Source organism: Salmonella sp. SAL04214 (assembly GCF_046550615.1).
GTDB classification, from domain to species: Bacteria; Pseudomonadota; Gammaproteobacteria; order Enterobacterales; family Enterobacteriaceae; genus Salmonella; species Salmonella enterica.
Genome location: NZ_JBGDXT010000011.1, coordinates 45053 through 60083, shown reverse-complemented (window position 1 = coordinate 60083; position 15031 = coordinate 45053). Strand labels below are relative to the sequence as shown.

General features: G+C 51.3%; 13 protein-coding genes and 1 other RNA gene. 9 read left to right on the top strand and 5 right to left on the bottom strand.

Annotation, left to right across the window (positions count from 1 at the left end):
- Positions 1 to 122: 122 nt before the first annotated feature.
- The 4 genes from ACLJQD_RS17810 to ydiK form a co-directional block, all read right to left on the bottom strand.
- Complete coding sequence (locus ACLJQD_RS17810) at positions 123 to 1334, bottom strand: MFS transporter (protein WP_000797669.1); 1212 nt, start codon at positions 1332 to 1334, stop codon at positions 123 to 125.
- A gap of 140 nt (positions 1335 to 1474) precedes the next feature.
- A complete protein-coding gene (locus tag ACLJQD_RS17805) occupies positions 1475 to 1834 on the bottom strand; it encodes a YdiL family protein (RefSeq protein ID WP_000980454.1) in 360 nt (119 codons plus the stop codon).
- 168 nt (positions 1835 to 2002) lie between these two features.
- Positions 2003 to 2110, bottom strand: an RNA gene (rprA, locus tag ACLJQD_RS17800) — antisense sRNA RprA.
- Between the two features lie 182 nt (positions 2111 to 2292).
- Positions 2293 to 3411, bottom strand: coding sequence for an AI-2E family transporter YdiK (gene ydiK / locus ACLJQD_RS17795; protein WP_000248615.1), 1119 nt, complete (start codon positions 3409 to 3411; stop codon positions 2293 to 2295).
- Between the two features lie 264 nt (positions 3412 to 3675).
- Here ydiK and ACLJQD_RS17790 point away from each other — a divergent pair, with 264 nt between their 5' ends.
- The 3 genes from ACLJQD_RS17790 to ACLJQD_RS17780 all read left to right on the top strand — a co-directional run bounded on the left by ACLJQD_RS17790 (position 3676) and on the right by ACLJQD_RS17780 (position 7426).
- Positions 3676 to 6732, top strand: coding sequence for an FAD-binding and (Fe-S)-binding domain-containing protein (locus ACLJQD_RS17790; RefSeq protein ID WP_410967628.1), 3057 nt, complete (start codon positions 3676 to 3678; stop codon positions 6730 to 6732).
- Positions 6729 to 7139, top strand: a complete 411-nt coding sequence (menI, locus tag ACLJQD_RS17785; protein ID WP_000637930.1) for a 1,4-dihydroxy-2-naphthoyl-CoA hydrolase — start codon at positions 6729 to 6731, stop codon at positions 7137 to 7139. The genes ACLJQD_RS17790 and menI overlap by 4 nt, the downstream gene beginning before the upstream one ends.
- Before the next feature lie 98 nt (positions 7140 to 7237).
- Positions 7238 to 7426 (top strand): YdiH family protein, encoded by a 189-nt coding sequence (locus ACLJQD_RS17780; protein ID WP_001537749.1) that lies wholly within the window; start codon positions 7238 to 7240, stop codon positions 7424 to 7426.
- A gap of 287 nt (positions 7427 to 7713) precedes the next feature.
- On the opposite strand, the gene ACLJQD_RS17775 is transcribed toward ACLJQD_RS17780, so the two are convergent.
- Complete coding sequence (locus ACLJQD_RS17775; protein WP_017441003.1) at positions 7714 to 9060, bottom strand: L-cystine transporter; 1347 nt, start codon at positions 9058 to 9060, stop codon at positions 7714 to 7716.
- A 426-nt stretch (positions 9061 to 9486) separates the two neighbouring features.
- On the opposite strand from ACLJQD_RS17775, the gene sufA reads away from it, so the two are divergent.
- From sufA to sufE, 6 genes are read left to right on the top strand one after another with little or no spacing between them, the layout of a single operon-like run.
- Positions 9487 to 9855: a Fe-S cluster assembly scaffold SufA gene (sufA, locus tag ACLJQD_RS17770; RefSeq protein WP_000418973.1), complete on the top strand. Its 369-nt coding sequence runs from the start codon at positions 9487 to 9489 to the stop codon at positions 9853 to 9855.
- A gap of 8 nt (positions 9856 to 9863) precedes the next feature.
- Positions 9864 to 11351 carry a Fe-S cluster assembly protein SufB gene (sufB, locus tag ACLJQD_RS17765; RefSeq protein WP_000089375.1) on the top strand — a complete coding sequence of 496 codons (1488 nt, stop codon included), beginning with the start codon at positions 9864 to 9866 and terminating at the stop codon, positions 11349 to 11351.
- 16 nt (positions 11352 to 11367) lie between these two features.
- Entirely contained in the window at positions 11368 to 12114 is a 747-nt protein-coding gene (sufC, locus tag ACLJQD_RS17760) for a Fe-S cluster assembly ATPase SufC (RefSeq protein ID WP_000948904.1), read from the top strand.
- Positions 12089 to 13360 (top strand): Fe-S cluster assembly protein SufD, encoded by a 1272-nt coding sequence (gene sufD, locus ACLJQD_RS17755; RefSeq protein WP_017441004.1) that lies wholly within the window; start codon positions 12089 to 12091, stop codon positions 13358 to 13360. The genes sufC and sufD overlap by 26 nt, the downstream gene beginning before the upstream one ends.
- A complete protein-coding gene (sufS, locus tag ACLJQD_RS17750) occupies positions 13357 to 14577 on the top strand; it encodes a cysteine desulfurase SufS (RefSeq protein ID WP_000143859.1) in 1221 nt (406 codons plus the stop codon). Before sufD ends, sufS begins: the two co-directional genes overlap by 4 nt.
- A gap of 12 nt (positions 14578 to 14589) precedes the next feature.
- Entirely contained in the window at positions 14590 to 15006 is a 417-nt protein-coding gene (gene sufE / locus ACLJQD_RS17745) for a cysteine desulfuration protein SufE (protein ID WP_000729470.1), read from the top strand.
- Positions 15007 to 15031 lie beyond the last annotated feature (25 nt).

The following is a 15031-nucleotide window of genomic DNA, read 5'->3' as shown; positions in this document are numbered from 1 at the left end:
ATAAGTGTGAAGATAATGAATAATAATTAACACGAAAATTACATTTTTTGTTTCCCGGTGATAATGGCTAACGTTTTATTTTGCATAGCAAGGCAATAATATTGCAGTTGGCACGCTAACATTTATTGCGCAGTTGACGCTGCTTCAGCGTGATGTTGTGATTCAGCCCGACTTCGGTAACCGATGAACAGTGCGAGGAGAAATCCCGCTGCGGCGATACCGGTATCAAACCACATAATATGTGCAATGCTCATTTCTGAAATCCGCGCTGTGATCAACGGAATAGTGAACGTCGCGATACTGCCGGCGCTGTAATAAATGCCGGTCGCTTTACCTTTCTCCTGTGGAAAACGGGCCGCCATCAGCGTCAGGCCGATTTGTACTACGCCACCGGCGGAAGAGAATCCAATGACGAATGCGAAGATCATAACAACATAGGCCTGAGGATGCAGGCAGACCGTCAGAAGCGCAATAAAAGAGATAAAGGTATAAAACATCAATAATGTGGTAGAGCGAATTGTTTTTCTGACCAGCGGGGCAGTAATAAAAACGCACAGTAGCGATCCGCAGGTATAAATACTTAACAGTTTGATGGATTGAGTATACGACATTCCTGCGACGAACTGTCCATACTGCGCCAGCCACTGGCTGATAAGATAAAAGGTTGCCATCGAGATATAGCCATAAAGGGTGTAGCTGATAAGATCGATGAGGGAGCAATGATGTACGCCTGTGACAGGCGCTTGCGAGATTTTGGGCTTCAATATCCGACCAGGATAGGGTGGAAAAGGGCAGCGTAATAAAAACAGAGCATTAATAAGCATGATCGCCCCGGCAAGCAGGAAGGACCAGCCAAACCACATATTAGCCCAGACTAATAAGCTGATAATAATGGGCAACAAGAATTGCCCGCCAGAGACAAATGCTTTGATCAGAATATTTGCCGTACTGGGGGAGCGAGGGAAGGCTTCCATCAAACTGGGATAGGTACCTGCATCCAAAAAACTATTGGCCATACCCGCTAAAAAGCCACAGGCATAAGCGACAAAAATCGTCTGAGCATAAAGAATGCCAATGAAAAAAATCAGGTAACAGGCGGTCCCCAGAATGATAAAAGGACGGCGACCAAAGCGATCGGAAAGCATACCGGCGATTAACAAAACGCTTAGCCGGCCAATACCAAGCGAAGAGATCACAATAGATACGCCTGCGGCACTGGTATGCCATTGCTGTTCAAGCGATGACATGTTCAGGCTCATCAGGATAACCCCCATGCCATGTACAAAGTAATTAAAATACAACCCTACAGCGGTAGGGAAATAACGATTTTTCATATTATCTGACTCAGAGATGCCGCCTGAACGTTACAGTGGTATACACAGGCAGGAAGCATATTGGATAGGGTGACAAGTCAATGTCGTGATTGTGTGGTTTTCTATCCGGTATCAATACGATGCGGCGATAAAGTTTACGTCTAACACAGCCGCTCCAGATCATGTGCGAAAAGTTCGGCAGCAACAGATTGATAAATTTTCCACTCGATAAAATCCCCCTCTGTATAAATGGACTGAAAAGAAGATAAATCAGGGAAGTAACGCATTGTATTATTGCCGATGCGGTTATTTATTTTGTCAACAATGGCGTTAATTCGTCGCTGTCTCTTGGCTTTCATTTCCTTTAGCCTGGCAATGATTTCTGGAGAGATGGGAGTGTCGCCAGCTTCCCATCGTTGCCAGGTTGCCGAATTATTATCCTGGGTGATATAGATTGTGCATTCTTCAATCGTCATATCAAAAATACGCCGTAGTGCTTGTAGTTCTAACGCGTTCATCATTTTTTAGGCTTTTATATGAAAAAAGTGATGCTATAAATAGCACCACCGACACCGTTTCGACTTGAACAGAATCACACTATTTTGTGCAATATTATTTGTTCGTTGCAGATATCGCGGTGTTGAAGGGAAACGGGAGCTGGCTTATGTAACAATGCAGCGAAAAAAGTTAAAAAAAAAAGCCCATCGTAGGAGACGGGCAAAGACTACACACAGCAATTCGTTGTTTCACTCAGGGGATTTCCATGCTTATAAATCAATGTGTTGATTTATAACCGTGTGCTAATAGTAGGCATGAGCACTTTTTGCGTCGATCAGATTCGTCTCAATAGTTTAAAAACTGTAACGGATTTGCGACAGAAATGAGATGCGGCGGGGAACAGACGGGCGAATCAAAATGGGGTGTGCGTTGAATTGATAAACGTCGCTAAAGCATCGGGCGGCAATACCGCCCGACGGGATTATGACTGCTTGTTGGCTTCCTCGATGTCATCCAGCTCTTCAAGGATCTCCTCTGGTTCATTCGTCGGCGCCGGAACTTCATGTACCCATGCGGAGAACAAACGCCAGGTCACGGCCAGAAGCACCGGTCCAATAAACAGACCAATCATACCGAATGCAATCAGGCCGCCGATTACCCCGGAAAGGATCAGAAGCAGCGGTAAATCGGCGCCCATGCGGATGAGTACCGGGCGAATCACGTTATCCAGAGTGCCGACGACGGCGCTCCAAACCAGCAGCACGGTGCCCCAGGTGGTGTCGCCTGTCCAGTAAAGCCAGATAATGGCTGGAATCAATACCGGCAACGGCCCCAACTGAACCAGACACGAAAGGATCATCACTACCGTCAACAGAGTAGCGTAAGGCACGCCGGAAATCGCCAGCCCGACGCCGCCAAGTACCGCCTGTACCAGCGCGGTGACCACCACGCCAAGCGCCACGGCGCGGATCGCCTGGGCAGCCAGCAGAACCGCCGCATCGCCGCGTTTAGCCGCGAGACGACAGGCAAAATGGCGTATTCCCATCGCCACTTGTTCGCCGCGCCAGTAAAGCAGGGCGCTAAACAACAGCATCAGGGCGCAGTGCATCATAAAGCGTCCGATATGCGCCGCCTGACCGACAAACCAGGTCGTGGTTGTGCCGATATAAGGCCGTACTTTCGCCATAATAGCGCTACCGCCCATATCCAGCAGGCTATGCCATCCGGCATACAGTTTGGCGCCAACTAACGGAATATTATTTAACCATGCCAGATCGGGTAGCGTCATATCGCCGCCGGTCACTGCATGGATGAGCGGGCCGCTACCATCGACAATGCTGTTCACCAGCAAGGCGACGGGAATAACGAAGAGCAGCACTAACAGCAGCGTCATGACCAGTACGGCAAGCGAGCGGCGGCCCCACAATATTTTTTGTAATTTCAGCAAAACGGGCCAGGTCGCGATAACAATCGTACCTGCCCATGCAAACCCCAAAATAAAAGGCTGTACTATCCACAAACAGGCCACAATCATGATGGCTAAAAACAGCACCGATAGCAGCACTTGCGCAATATCCCTGGGCTGACGAACATTTACCATAAATACTTTTCACCTTTGTCTTTGCGCCAGAACGTTGGCGCGACGTGAACATGCAAACCACACCCTATAATGATGAGCAATTTCAGCGGTTTTTAACAGGCCGATTCTGCATGTAATTCTGTTGGGCGCACAGGAAAAAAATGTGATACAACAAATAACGCAACACGCAAACGATTAAGCATCCCTTCCTGTGCGTAGACCGCTCGCGCTCGCCGGGTTGGGCGCCACCGTTCACAACATAGACCGCAGGAAAAGGTCAATATAATGATTCCACAAATTTCTCAGGCACCCGGCGTCGTTCAGCTGGTGCTCAATTTTTTGCAGGCGCTGGAGCAGCAAGGGTTTACGGGCGATACGGCAACCAGCTATGCCGACCGTCTGACAATGTCGACCGATAACAGTATCTACCAGCTTCTTCCCGATGCTGTTGTGTTTCCCCGTTCTACGGCGGATGTCGCGCTTCTTGCCCGTCTGGCGGCGGAGCCGCGCTTTACGTCGCTGATATTTACCCCTCGAGGCGGCGGTACTGGCACGAATGGCCAGGCGCTAAACCAGGGCATTATTGTTGATATGTCCCGCTATATGAACCGCATTATTGAAATTAATCCTGAAGAGGGATGGGTGCGGGTAGAGGCGGGAGTGATAAAAGATCAGCTTAATCAGGCGTTAAAGCCGTATGGCTATTTTTTTGCGCCGGAACTTTCCACCAGTAATCGCGCCACGCTTGGCGGTATGATTAATACCGATGCCTCTGGTCAGGGTTCGCTGGTCTATGGGAAAACGTCAGATCACGTCTTAGGCATACGGGCCGTATTGTTGGGGGGCGATATCCTTGACACGCAATCGATGCCCGTAGAGCTTGCCCGGACGCTGGGTGAAAACACGACGATGCCAGGCCGCATCTATCAGACCGTCTATCAGTCCTGCCTGGAAAACCGTCAACTTATCCTCGATAGCTTTCCAAAGCTCAATCGCTTCCTGACAGGCTACGATTTACGCCACGTCTTTAACGATGACATGACCCGCTTCGATCTTACCCGCATCTTAACGGGGTCGGAAGGGACGCTGGCGTTTATTACTGAAGCCCGGCTGGATATTACCCCGATACCCAAAGTCCGCCGTCTGGTGAATGTAAAATACGACTCCTTTGATTCCGCGCTGCGTAACGCCCCTTTTATGGTTGATGCGCGCGCCTTATCCGTCGAGACGGTCGATTCCAAAGTCCTTAACCTCGCGCGGGAAGATATTGTCTGGCACTCCGTTAGCGAATTGATTACCGATGTGCCGGATAAAGAGATGCTTGGCCTGAATATCGTGGAATTCGCGGGTGACGATGAAGCGCTTATTGACGGACAGGTCGAGGCGCTATGCCACCGGCTGGATGGCCTGATGGCGCGTGCGGAAGCGGGCGTGATCGGCTGGCAACTTTGTACCGATTTGACGGGTATTGAGCGTATTTACGCGATGCGTAAAAAAGCGGTAGGGCTGCTGGGTAATGCGAAAGGCGCTGCCAAACCGATTCCTTTTGCGGAAGATACCTGCGTGCCGCCTGAACATCTGGCCGATTACATCGCCGAATTTCGCGCCCTGCTGGATGGTCATGGCTTAAGTTACGGCATGTTCGGCCACGTGGATGCCGGGGTGCTGCATGTGCGTCCGGCGCTGGATATGTGCGATCCGCAGCAGGAACTGTTGATGAAACAGATCTCCGATGAGGTCGTCGCGCTGACCGCCAGATACGGCGGGCTGTTGTGGGGCGAGCATGGAAAAGGTTTTCGTGCGGAATACAGCCCGGCCTTTTTCGGCGAAGTCCTGTATGGCGAGCTGCGCAAAATAAAAGCGGCTTTTGATCCGCATAATCGACTTAACCCGGGTAAAATCTGTCCGCCGCAGGGGATAGAGGCGCCGATGATGAAGGTGGATGCGGTAAAACGCGGCACATGGGATCGGCAAATCCCGCTGGCGGTACGGCAGACCTGGCGCGGCGCTATGGAGTGTAATGGTAACGGCCTGTGCTTTAATTTCGATGCGAAAAGCCCGATGTGCCCGTCGATGAAAATTAGCCTTAACCGGATCCACTCGCCGAAAGGGCGGGCGACGCTGGTACGGGAATGGCTCCGTCTATTGGCCGATCGCGGCGTCGATCCGCTGAAGCTGGAAAAGGAGTTGCCGGAAAAACGCGCCAGCTTACGCACGCTGATTGCCCGCACCCGGAATAGTGGGCACAAACGCAAAGGCGAGTATGACTTTTCCCATGAAGTTAAAGAGGCCATGTCCGGCTGTCTGGCATGTAAAGCCTGTACGACCCAATGTCCGATTAAAATCGATGTTCCGGAGTTTCGTTCGCGTTTCTTACAGCTTTACCATACGCGTTATCTGCGTCCGGTACGCGATCATCTGGTGGCGACGGTCGAGACCTACGCGCCGCTGATGGCGCGTGCGCCAAAGACCTTTAACTTTTTTATTAACCAACCGGTGGTTCGCAATCTGGCGAAAAAACATATCGGTATGGTGGATTTACCTCTGCTTTCTGCCCCTTCATTGCAACAGCAACTGGTGGGCCATCCGTCCGCTAATATGACGCTTGAGCAACTGGAGCGCATGAGCGCCGAGCAAAAAGCAAAAACGGTACTGGTGGTTCAGGATCCGTTTACCAGCTACTACGACGCCCGGGTCGTGGCGGACTTTATCCGCCTGGCGGAAAAGCTGGGCAGGAGGCCGGTATTGTTACCGTTCTCGCCGAATGGTAAGGCGCAGCATATTAAAGGTTTTCTTAATCGCTTTGCGAAAACGGCGAAAAAAACCTCTGAGTTCCTTAATCGGATCGCCGCGTTGGGGATGCCGATGGTGGGCGTCGATCCGGCGCTGGTTCTGTGTTATCGCGACGAATACAAACTGGCGCTGGGCGAACAGCGCGGCGATTTTCATGTGTTGCTGGTGAATGAATGGCTGGCGCAGGAAATAAATGCAAGACTGTCCGTCGAGGTGAGCGGCGAACCGTGGTACTTTTTTGGTCATTGTACGGAAGTCACGGCTTTACCCGGCGCGCCTGCGCAGTGGGCCGCCATCTTTGCCCATTTTGGCGCGAAGCTGGAAAATGTCAGCGTAGGCTGCTGCGGTATGGCGGGCACTTATGGACATGAACTCACCAATCATAAAAATTCGCTGGGAATTTATGAGCTATCCTGGCACCAGGCGATGCAACGTCTACCGCGAAATCGCTGCCTGGCAACCGGCTATTCCTGCCGAAGCCAGGTTAAACGCATTGAAGGTACGGGCGTGCGTCACCCGTTGCAGGCATTACTGGAGATTATAGGTTGATCTGGAAACGTGAAGTGACCCTCGATGCGCTTAATGCGATGGGGGAAGGGAATATGGTTGGCCTGCTTGATATCCGCTTTGAGCGTATTGGGGACGATACGCTGGAAGCGACAATGCCCGTCGATCATCGCACCAAACAGCCGTTCGGCTTGCTGCATGGCGGAGCGTCTGTGGTGCTGGCGGAAAGTATCGGCTCGGTCGCAGGTTATCTGTGTACGCAGGGGGAGCAAAAGGTGGTGGGGCTGGAGGTGAATGCCAACCATGTACGGTCGGCGCGTCAGGGGCGCGTACGAGGCGTCTGTAAAGCGTTGCATACCGGGGCTCGCCATCAGGTCTGGCAGATAGAGATCTTTGATGAACAGGGACGTCTGTGCTGTTCTTCGCGCCTTACTACGGCGATTGTGTGACGTTGTCACCATAAAAGTGTGATGCATATTGCTTTTGGTCAAAATGTGTGCAGAAAAAGGTGATATACTGTGCACGTTTACACATAAGCGAGGATGATATGTCTACTGATTTAGACCCAACCCAACTGGCGATTGAATTTTTACGCCGTGATAAAACCGAACTTTCTCCCGCGCAGTATTTGAAGCGTTTAAAACAGCTGGAGTTAGAGTTTGCCGATCTCCTCACCCTATCTGCAACCGAACTGAAAGAAGAGATCTATTTCGCCTGGCGGTTGGGCGTGCATTAATAAAGTCTGTGTAGGCCGGATAAGGCGATAGCCGCCATCCGGCTATGTTACCAGGCAATCTCACCAGACACTGTCCCCCGGTAATAGATAACCCCCTTGATTTTGTTTAAAAAAAATACAGATCGCCATTTGTGCTAAAAAGGCGCGCTCTCTTTATGAGATTATTCTTATGTCCCTTCAAGAGCTAAGCCATTAAGAGTGCCGGAGATAAGCGCCGGATGGGGCCGGAACCCTTAAGCCTGTATTGAACAGACTTAAGGGTTTTTCTTTTCCGGGCGCGTAAAAAACTAAGGTCTGCCAATAACCGCCGGCATGTCGTCAGCCGTATGATTATTCAAAATACGGTTAGCCAGCACACCTGACATCATCGATCCGTTAACGTTCAGAGCCGTGCGGGCCATATCAACGATAGGTTCGATGGCAATAAAAATACCGACCAGCGCAACGGGAAAATTCAACGTCGACAGGACAATCAGCGCCGCGAACGTACCGCCGCCGCCGACGCCGGCTACGCCAATAGACCCTAGCGCAATGGCAGGCAACATCGCGGCCAGAAAATGCAGCGAGAGCGGATCAATGCCGATGGTGGGCGCAATCATCGCTACCATAATAGCCGGATAAATCCCGGCGCAGCCATTTTGCCCCATACTGGAGCCAAACGAGGCGGAAATATTGGCAATGGTGCTTTGTACGCCAAATTTTTCCTGGGCGGAAATGGCCAGCGGGATAGAGGCTGCGCTGCTGCGGGAAACAAACGCAAAGGTTAAGACGGGCCAGACCATTCTGAAATAACGCGCTGGATTATTACCGCTGAGGATCAGCAAAATGGCATGCACGATAAACATCATGAAAATCGCGATGTAACAGGCGCCGATAAAACCAAGTAAGCTGGCGAATTGTTCAAAGTGGTATGATGAAAATACGGTAGTCATTAATGCCATGACGCCATAGGGCGTTAATGCAATAACGATACGTACCATCTTCATGACCCATATCTGAATAGCGTTAATGCCTGCGCTTAATTTCTGACCTTCTTCCGGCGCCTCTTTTTTGACCTTTAACAGGGCGATCCCCGCTATTAGCGTGAAGATAACGATGCCGATAACGGAAACACTTCTGGCCCCCGTAAGATCAAGAAAAATATTAGTCGGAATCAGCGATGTCACTAACTGGGGAATCGACACCGCGGCAGTCTTATTGACTTCTTCCGTAGTTAACATTGACGGCATGTGCACAAAAGCGCTGGCGTCAAGCCCCAGCACATGAGCGGTCAGTAATCCAATAAAACCGGCAACCATCACCAGGCATAACATGCATCCGACGATCGTCAGCGACATTTTTCCGATGCCGGCGCTATTTTCCAGTTTATTGATGGCGGAAAGAATAGAAATAAAAATTAGCGGTATAGCGACCAGTTTTAACAGGTGGACGTAACCATTGCCGACGATGCTGTACCATTCGATAATAGTTTTAGTGTGATTTGCTGAAATAAAATGCAGGGATAAACCAATAACAGCCCCTAAAAAGATAGCGATAAAAACGCTTTTCGACAGGGAATCGCTTTTTTGATTAATTCTCAAGATGACCCACGAGAAAACCAAAAAAAGTGCGATATACGCGAGCGTAACAACCATATTTTAAGCCTCTTGCCTCATTCAGCACCTGAAATGCCGGAAAGAGTTTACATAAACCTATAGCTCAAACTGAGTTATAGAACCGCAGCGGATTATAAAGAGCGCAACGCCAGGTATCCATACAAAAAATGGGGTTCTGACCTCGCCGCCCGGCAATGTCGGCAGCCTATTAATTAAATAGTCATTTTCTATACATCTTTTCGTTTTTGACCTGCCAGAACGGTTAATATCTTATAAATCATTACTTATCAAAAAGTTAAGCGATTTTTTGTCTGTCGTATGACCTGACGGACAGGGTCTATGCTTAATAAAAGGCGCTCAATATAACCATTTGTTGGAAAGCCCCTGCGGTTAAGGGGTTGAAGTGATAATCATTATCACTAACATGCTGTTATATCCTGGTGATTTAGAACGCGAGGTAACTCTATGGAATTGCATTCAGGCACGTTTAACCCGGAGGACTTCCCCTGGCAAGGGCTGACGCTAACGCCAGCGGCGGCAGCGCACATACGTGAACTGGCAGCAAAGCAGCCGGGCATGTTGGGCGTGCGGTTAAGCGTAAAACAGACGGGATGTGCCGGATTTGGCTATGTTCTGGATACCGTTCGGGAGCCGGATAAAGACGATCTGGTTTTTGAAGCCGAAGGCGCAAAGCTTTTCGCACCGTTACAGGCGATGCCTTTTATTGACGGAACAGAAGTGGATTACGTGCAGGAAGGGCTGAACCAGTTATTTAAATTTCATAACCCCAAAGCCCAGAATGAATGCGGCTGCGGCGAAAGTTTTGGGGTATAGGCGGTACTATGTCTCGTAATACTGAAGCAACGGAAGAGGTCGGCATCTGGACAGGCGGACGCCTTAATTACAAAGAAGGATTTTTCACGCAATTACCCACTGATGAACTGGCAAAAGGCATCAGCGAAGAGGTGGTGCGCGCGATTTCCGCAAAGCGTAACGAACCTGAGTGGATGCTGGAATTTCGTCTCAATGCCTATAGAGCCTGGCTGGACATGGATGAACCGCACTGGCTGAAGGCGCACTACGATAAACTGAACTATCAGGACTACAGCTATTACTCTGCGCCATCATGCGGAAACTGCGACGATAACTGCGTTTCCCAGCCGGGAGCCGTACAGCAAACGGGCGCGAATACCTTTTTGAGTAAAGAGGTTGAAGACGCCTTCGAGCAGCTTGGCGTTCCGGTTCGCGAAGGGAAAGAGGTCGCCGTCGATGCGATTTTTGACTCGGTCTCCGTAGCGACCACATACCGTGAAAAACTGGCGGAACAGGGCATTATTTTCTGTTCTTTTGGCGAAGCGATACACGATCACCCTGACCTGGTCAGGAAATATCTTGGCACCGTCGTGCCGGGGAACGATAACTTTTTTGCCGCGCTGAATGCGGCAGTCGCTTCCGATGGGACATTTATCTATGTTCCCAAAGGCGTGCGTTGCCCAATGGAGTTATCCACCTATTTTCGCATTAACGCTGAGAAAACCGGTCAGTTTGAGCGCACGATTCTGGTGGCGGATGAAGGCAGCTATGTGAGTTATATCGAAGGCTGCTCCGCGCCCGTACGCGACAGTTATCAGCTACACGCCGCGGTAGTGGAAGTCATCATCCATAAAGATGCTGAAGTAAAATATTCCACCGTACAAAACTGGTTCCCGGGCGACAATAATACGGGCGGCATTCTGAACTTTGTGACCAAGCGGGCGTTGTGCGAAGGGGAAAACAGCAAGATGTCGTGGACCCAGTCGGAAACCGGTTCGGCGATTACCTGGAAATACCCGAGCTGCATTCTGCGCGGTGATAATTCTATCGGCGAGTTCTATTCCGTTGCGCTGACCAGTGGACATCAGCAGGCTGACACCGGCACCAAAATGATCCATATCGGTAAAAACACGCGCTCAACCATTATCTCAAAAGGCATTTCCGCCGGCCACAGCCAGAACAGCTACCGTGGGCTGGTAAAAATTATGCCGACGGCGACCAACGCCCGAAATTTCACCCAATGCGACTCCATGTTGATTGGCGCGGACTGCGGCGCGCATACGTTCCCGTATGTTGAATGCCGCAATAACAGCGCGCAGCTGGAGCACGAAGCGACAACATCACGCATCGGTGAAGATCAGCTTTTCTATTGTTTGCAACGCGGTATCAGCGAAGAAGACGCTATTTCGATGATCGTCAACGGTTTCTGCAAAGACGTTTTCTCGGAACTACCGCTGGAGTTCGCCGTTGAAGCGCAAAAACTGCTGGCGATTAGCCTTGAGCACAGCGTCGGTTAATGATGAAGGAAAAACCATGTTAAGCATTAAAGATTTACAGGTCAGTGTGGAAGAAAAAGCGATTTTGCGTGGCCTGAATCTGGAGATTCGCCCCGGCGAAGTTCATGCCATTATGGGGCCGAACGGTTCCGGGAAAAGCACGCTCTCCGCCACTCTGGCTGGACGTGAAGATTATGAGGTCACCGGCGGCTCGGTTACGTTCAAAGGTAAAGATCTGCTTGAACTGTCGCCGGAGGAACGGGCGGGCGAAGGGATTTTTATGGCCTTCCAGTACCCGGTAGAAATCCCCGGTGTCAGTAACCAGTTTTTCCTGCAAACCGCGCTGAATGCCGTGCGCGCCTACCGCGGGCAGACGTCGTTGGATCGCTTTGATTTTCAGGATCTGATGGAAGAAAAGATCGCATTGCTGAAAATGCCGGAAGATTTACTGACCCGTTCGGTAAACGTCGGTTTTTCCGGCGGGGAGAAAAAGCGCAATGATATTTTGCAAATGGCGGTGCTGGAGCCGGAACTGTGCATCCTTGATGAGTCTGACTCCGGACTGGATATCGATGCGTTGAAAATTGTGGCGGAAGGCGTCAACGCGTTACGCGACGATAAACGCGCTTTTATTATCGTGACCCACTATCAGCGCATACTGGACTACATCAAGCCTGATTACGTCCATGTCCTCTATCAGGGGCGAATTGTCCGATCCGGCGATTTTACTCTGGTCAAACAACTGGAGGAGCAGGGTTATGGCTGGCTTACCGAACAGCAGTAAAGCGCTACAGCAATGGCAGCATCTCTTTGAAGAAAAAGGAGAAAGTCGAACTGAGCAAGCAAGACAACATTTACAACAGATGTTACGTCTGGGATTGCCGACGCGTAAACATGAAGACTGGAAATACACGCCGCTGGAGGGCTTAACCCATAGCCAGTTTATCCAGCAGTGTGCGACTATCAGCGCCGCACAGCGTGATGCGTTGGCGCTGCAAATCGATGCCGTGCGGCTGGTGTTTGTCGATGGTCGGTTTATGCCAGAGCTCAGTGATAGCACGCAAAACAGCGGATTTGACGTTAGCGTCAGGGATGAGCGCCAGACGCTTACCGCGCCGGTACATCCCGAGGTTTTTCTGCATCTGACGGAAAGCCTGGCGCAATGTGTTACGTATATACAGGTCCGGCGAAATCAGCGTCCGACCAGGCCGCTACTGTTAATGCATATCACGCAGGGCGTGGATGGCGACGAGCTGAACACCGCGCATTATCGCCACCATCTGGCGCTGGCGGAAGGCGCGGAAGCGACGGTTATTGAGCATTATGTCAGCCTTACAGCGGCAAAACATTTTACCGGCGCGCGTCTGACGATGAACGTTGCAGACAATGCGCAACTGCATCATTTCAAACTGGCGTTTGAAAATACGTCCAGCCATCACTTTGCGCATAACGATCTTCTGCTGGCGACAGACGCCTCGGCGTTTAGCCACAGTTTTCTGCTGGGCGCCGCAGTACTACGTCACCACAGCAGCTCACAACTGAATGGTGAAAACGCGACGCTTCGACTGAATAGTCTGGCGATGCCGGTGAAAAATGAAGTCTGCGATACGCGGACATGGCTGGAACATAACAAAGGCTACTGTAACAGCCGCCAGTTGCACAAGACCATCGTCAGCGACAAAGGACGCGCGGTCTTTAATGGCCTGATTAACGTGGCGCAACACGCCATTAAAACCGACGGCCAGATGACCAATAATAACCTGTTGTTGGGGAAACTGGCTGAAGTCGATACCAAACCGCAATTAGAGATCTATGCCGATGACGTGAAGTGCAGCCACGGTGCGACGATCGGGCGTATTGACGATGAGCAGATGTTTTATCTGCAATCACGCGGCATCAGGCAGCAGGAGGCGCGGCACATGATTCTTTACGCGTTTGCCGCAGAGTTAACGGAAGCTATCCATGATAGCGCCCTTAAACAGCAGGTGCTGGCGCGAATCGGCCAGCGACTGCCCGGAGGCCTGGTATGACATTTCCTGTAGAAAAAGTACGGGCGGATTTTCCCATACTGCAGCGTGAAGTTAACGGCCTGCCGCTGGCTTACCTGGACAGCGCAGCCAGCGCTCAAAAACCTAATCAGGTGATTGATGCTGAATCTGCCTTCTACCGTCACGGCTATGCTGCGGTACATCGAGGTATCCATACGTTAAGCGCGCAGGCGACCGAAAGCATGGAGAATGTGCGTAAGCAGGCGTCGCGGTTTATTAACGCCCGCTCCGCAGAAGAACTGGTGTTCGTGCGCGGTACGACGGAGGGCATTAACCTTGTCGCCAACAGTTGGGGAACGGAAAATATTCGCGCCGGGGATAACATTATCATCAGCGAGATGGAGCATCACGCCAACATCGTTCCCTGGCAGATGCTGTGCGAGCGCAAAGGCGCCGAACTGCGCGTGATCCCATTGCATCCTGACGGTACGCTGCGGCTGGAGACCTTAGCAGCACTGTTCGATGACCGAACCCGACTGCTGGCCATTACCCACGTTTCCAATGTGCTGGGGACGGAAAACCCACTGCCGGACATGATTGCGCTGGCGCGCCAGCATGGAGCGAAAGTGCTGGTGGATGGCGCCCAGGCCGTGATGCACCATGCAGTTGACGTCCAGGCGCTGGACTGCGATTTTTACGTTTTCTCCGGCCATAAACTTTACGGGCCGACCGGCATCGGTATTCTGTATGTTAAAGAGGCGTTGCTGCAAGAAATGCCGCCGTGGGAAGGGGGCGGGTCGATGATCTCGACCGTCAGCCTGACGCAGGGAACGACATGGGCGAAAGCGCCCTGGCGTTTTGAGGCGGGAACGCCGAATACTGGCGGCATCATCGGTCTCGGCGCGGCGATTGACTATGTGACGTCGCTGGGACTGGATAAGATTGGCGATTATGAGCAGATGCTGATGCGCTATGCGCTGGAGCAACTGGCGCAGGTGCCTGATATCACGCTATATGGCCCGGCGCAGCGGTTGGGCGTCATCGCGTTTAATCTGGGTAAACACCATGCTTACGACGTCGGCAGCTTTCTTGATAATTACGGTATCGCGGTACGAACGGGGCATCACTGCGCAATGCCGCTCATGGCCTGGTATGGCGTGCCGGCAATGTGCCGGGCTTCGCTGGCGATGTATAACACCCATGAAGAAGTGGACCGACTGGTGGCAGGATTAACGCGTATCCACCGCTTATTGGGATAACAGTGAGGTTTTATGGCTGCGCTACCGGATAAAGAAAAATTGCTGCGTAACTTTACGCGTTGCGCTAATTGGGAAGAGAAATATTTATATATTATTGAGTTGGGGCAGCGCCTGGCGGAGTTAAATCCGCAGGATCGCAATCCGCAAAATACGATTCATGGCTGTCAGAGCCAGGTGTGGATCGTGATGCGGCGAAACGCCAACGGCATTATCGAATTGCAGGGCGACAGCGACGCGGCGATCGTTAAAGGCCTTATGGCGGTGGTATTTATTTTGTACCACCAGATGACGGCGCAGGATATTGTGCATTTTGATGTCCGGCCATGGTTCGAAAAAATGGCGCTTACGCAGCACCTCACGCCTTCTCGTTCTCAGGGGCTGGAAGCAATGATTCGCGCAATTCGCGCTAAGGCCGCCACTCTTAGCTAAACTGTACAGACAGCGTTCTACCTGA

Bases quoted from the DNA above. Each gene is read 5' to 3' on its own strand.
- sufB (WP_000089375.1), top strand. From the start codon at position 9,864: ATGTCTCGTAATACTGAAGCAACGGAAGAGGTCGGCATCTGGACAGGC.
- sufE (WP_000729470.1), top strand. From the start codon at position 14,590: ATGGCTGCGCTACCGGATAAAGAAAAATTGCTGCGTAACTTTACGCGT.
- sufA (WP_000418973.1), top strand. From the start codon at position 9,487: ATGGAATTGCATTCAGGCACGTTTAACCCGGAGGACTTCCCCTGGCAA.
- ACLJQD_RS17810 (WP_000797669.1), bottom strand. From the start codon at position 1,334: ATGAAAAATCGTTATTTCCCTACCGCTGTAGGGTTGTATTTTAATTAC.
- ydiK (WP_000248615.1), bottom strand. From the start codon at position 3,411: ATGGTAAATGTTCGTCAGCCCAGGGATATTGCGCAAGTGCTGCTATCG.
- sufD (WP_017441004.1), top strand. From the start codon at position 12,089: ATGGCTGGCTTACCGAACAGCAGTAAAGCGCTACAGCAATGGCAGCAT.
- ACLJQD_RS17790 (WP_410967628.1), top strand. From the start codon at position 3,676: ATGATTCCACAAATTTCTCAGGCACCCGGCGTCGTTCAGCTGGTGCTC.
- ACLJQD_RS17780 (WP_001537749.1), top strand. From the start codon at position 7,238: ATGTCTACTGATTTAGACCCAACCCAACTGGCGATTGAATTTTTACGC.
- sufC (WP_000948904.1), top strand. From the start codon at position 11,368: ATGTTAAGCATTAAAGATTTACAGGTCAGTGTGGAAGAAAAAGCGATT.
- ACLJQD_RS17775 (WP_017441003.1), bottom strand. From the start codon at position 9,060: ATGGTTGTTACGCTCGCGTATATCGCACTTTTTTTGGTTTTCTCGTGG.
- ACLJQD_RS17805 (WP_000980454.1), bottom strand. From the start codon at position 1,834: ATGATGAACGCGTTAGAACTACAAGCACTACGGCGTATTTTTGATATG.
- sufS (WP_000143859.1), top strand. From the start codon at position 13,357: ATGACATTTCCTGTAGAAAAAGTACGGGCGGATTTTCCCATACTGCAG.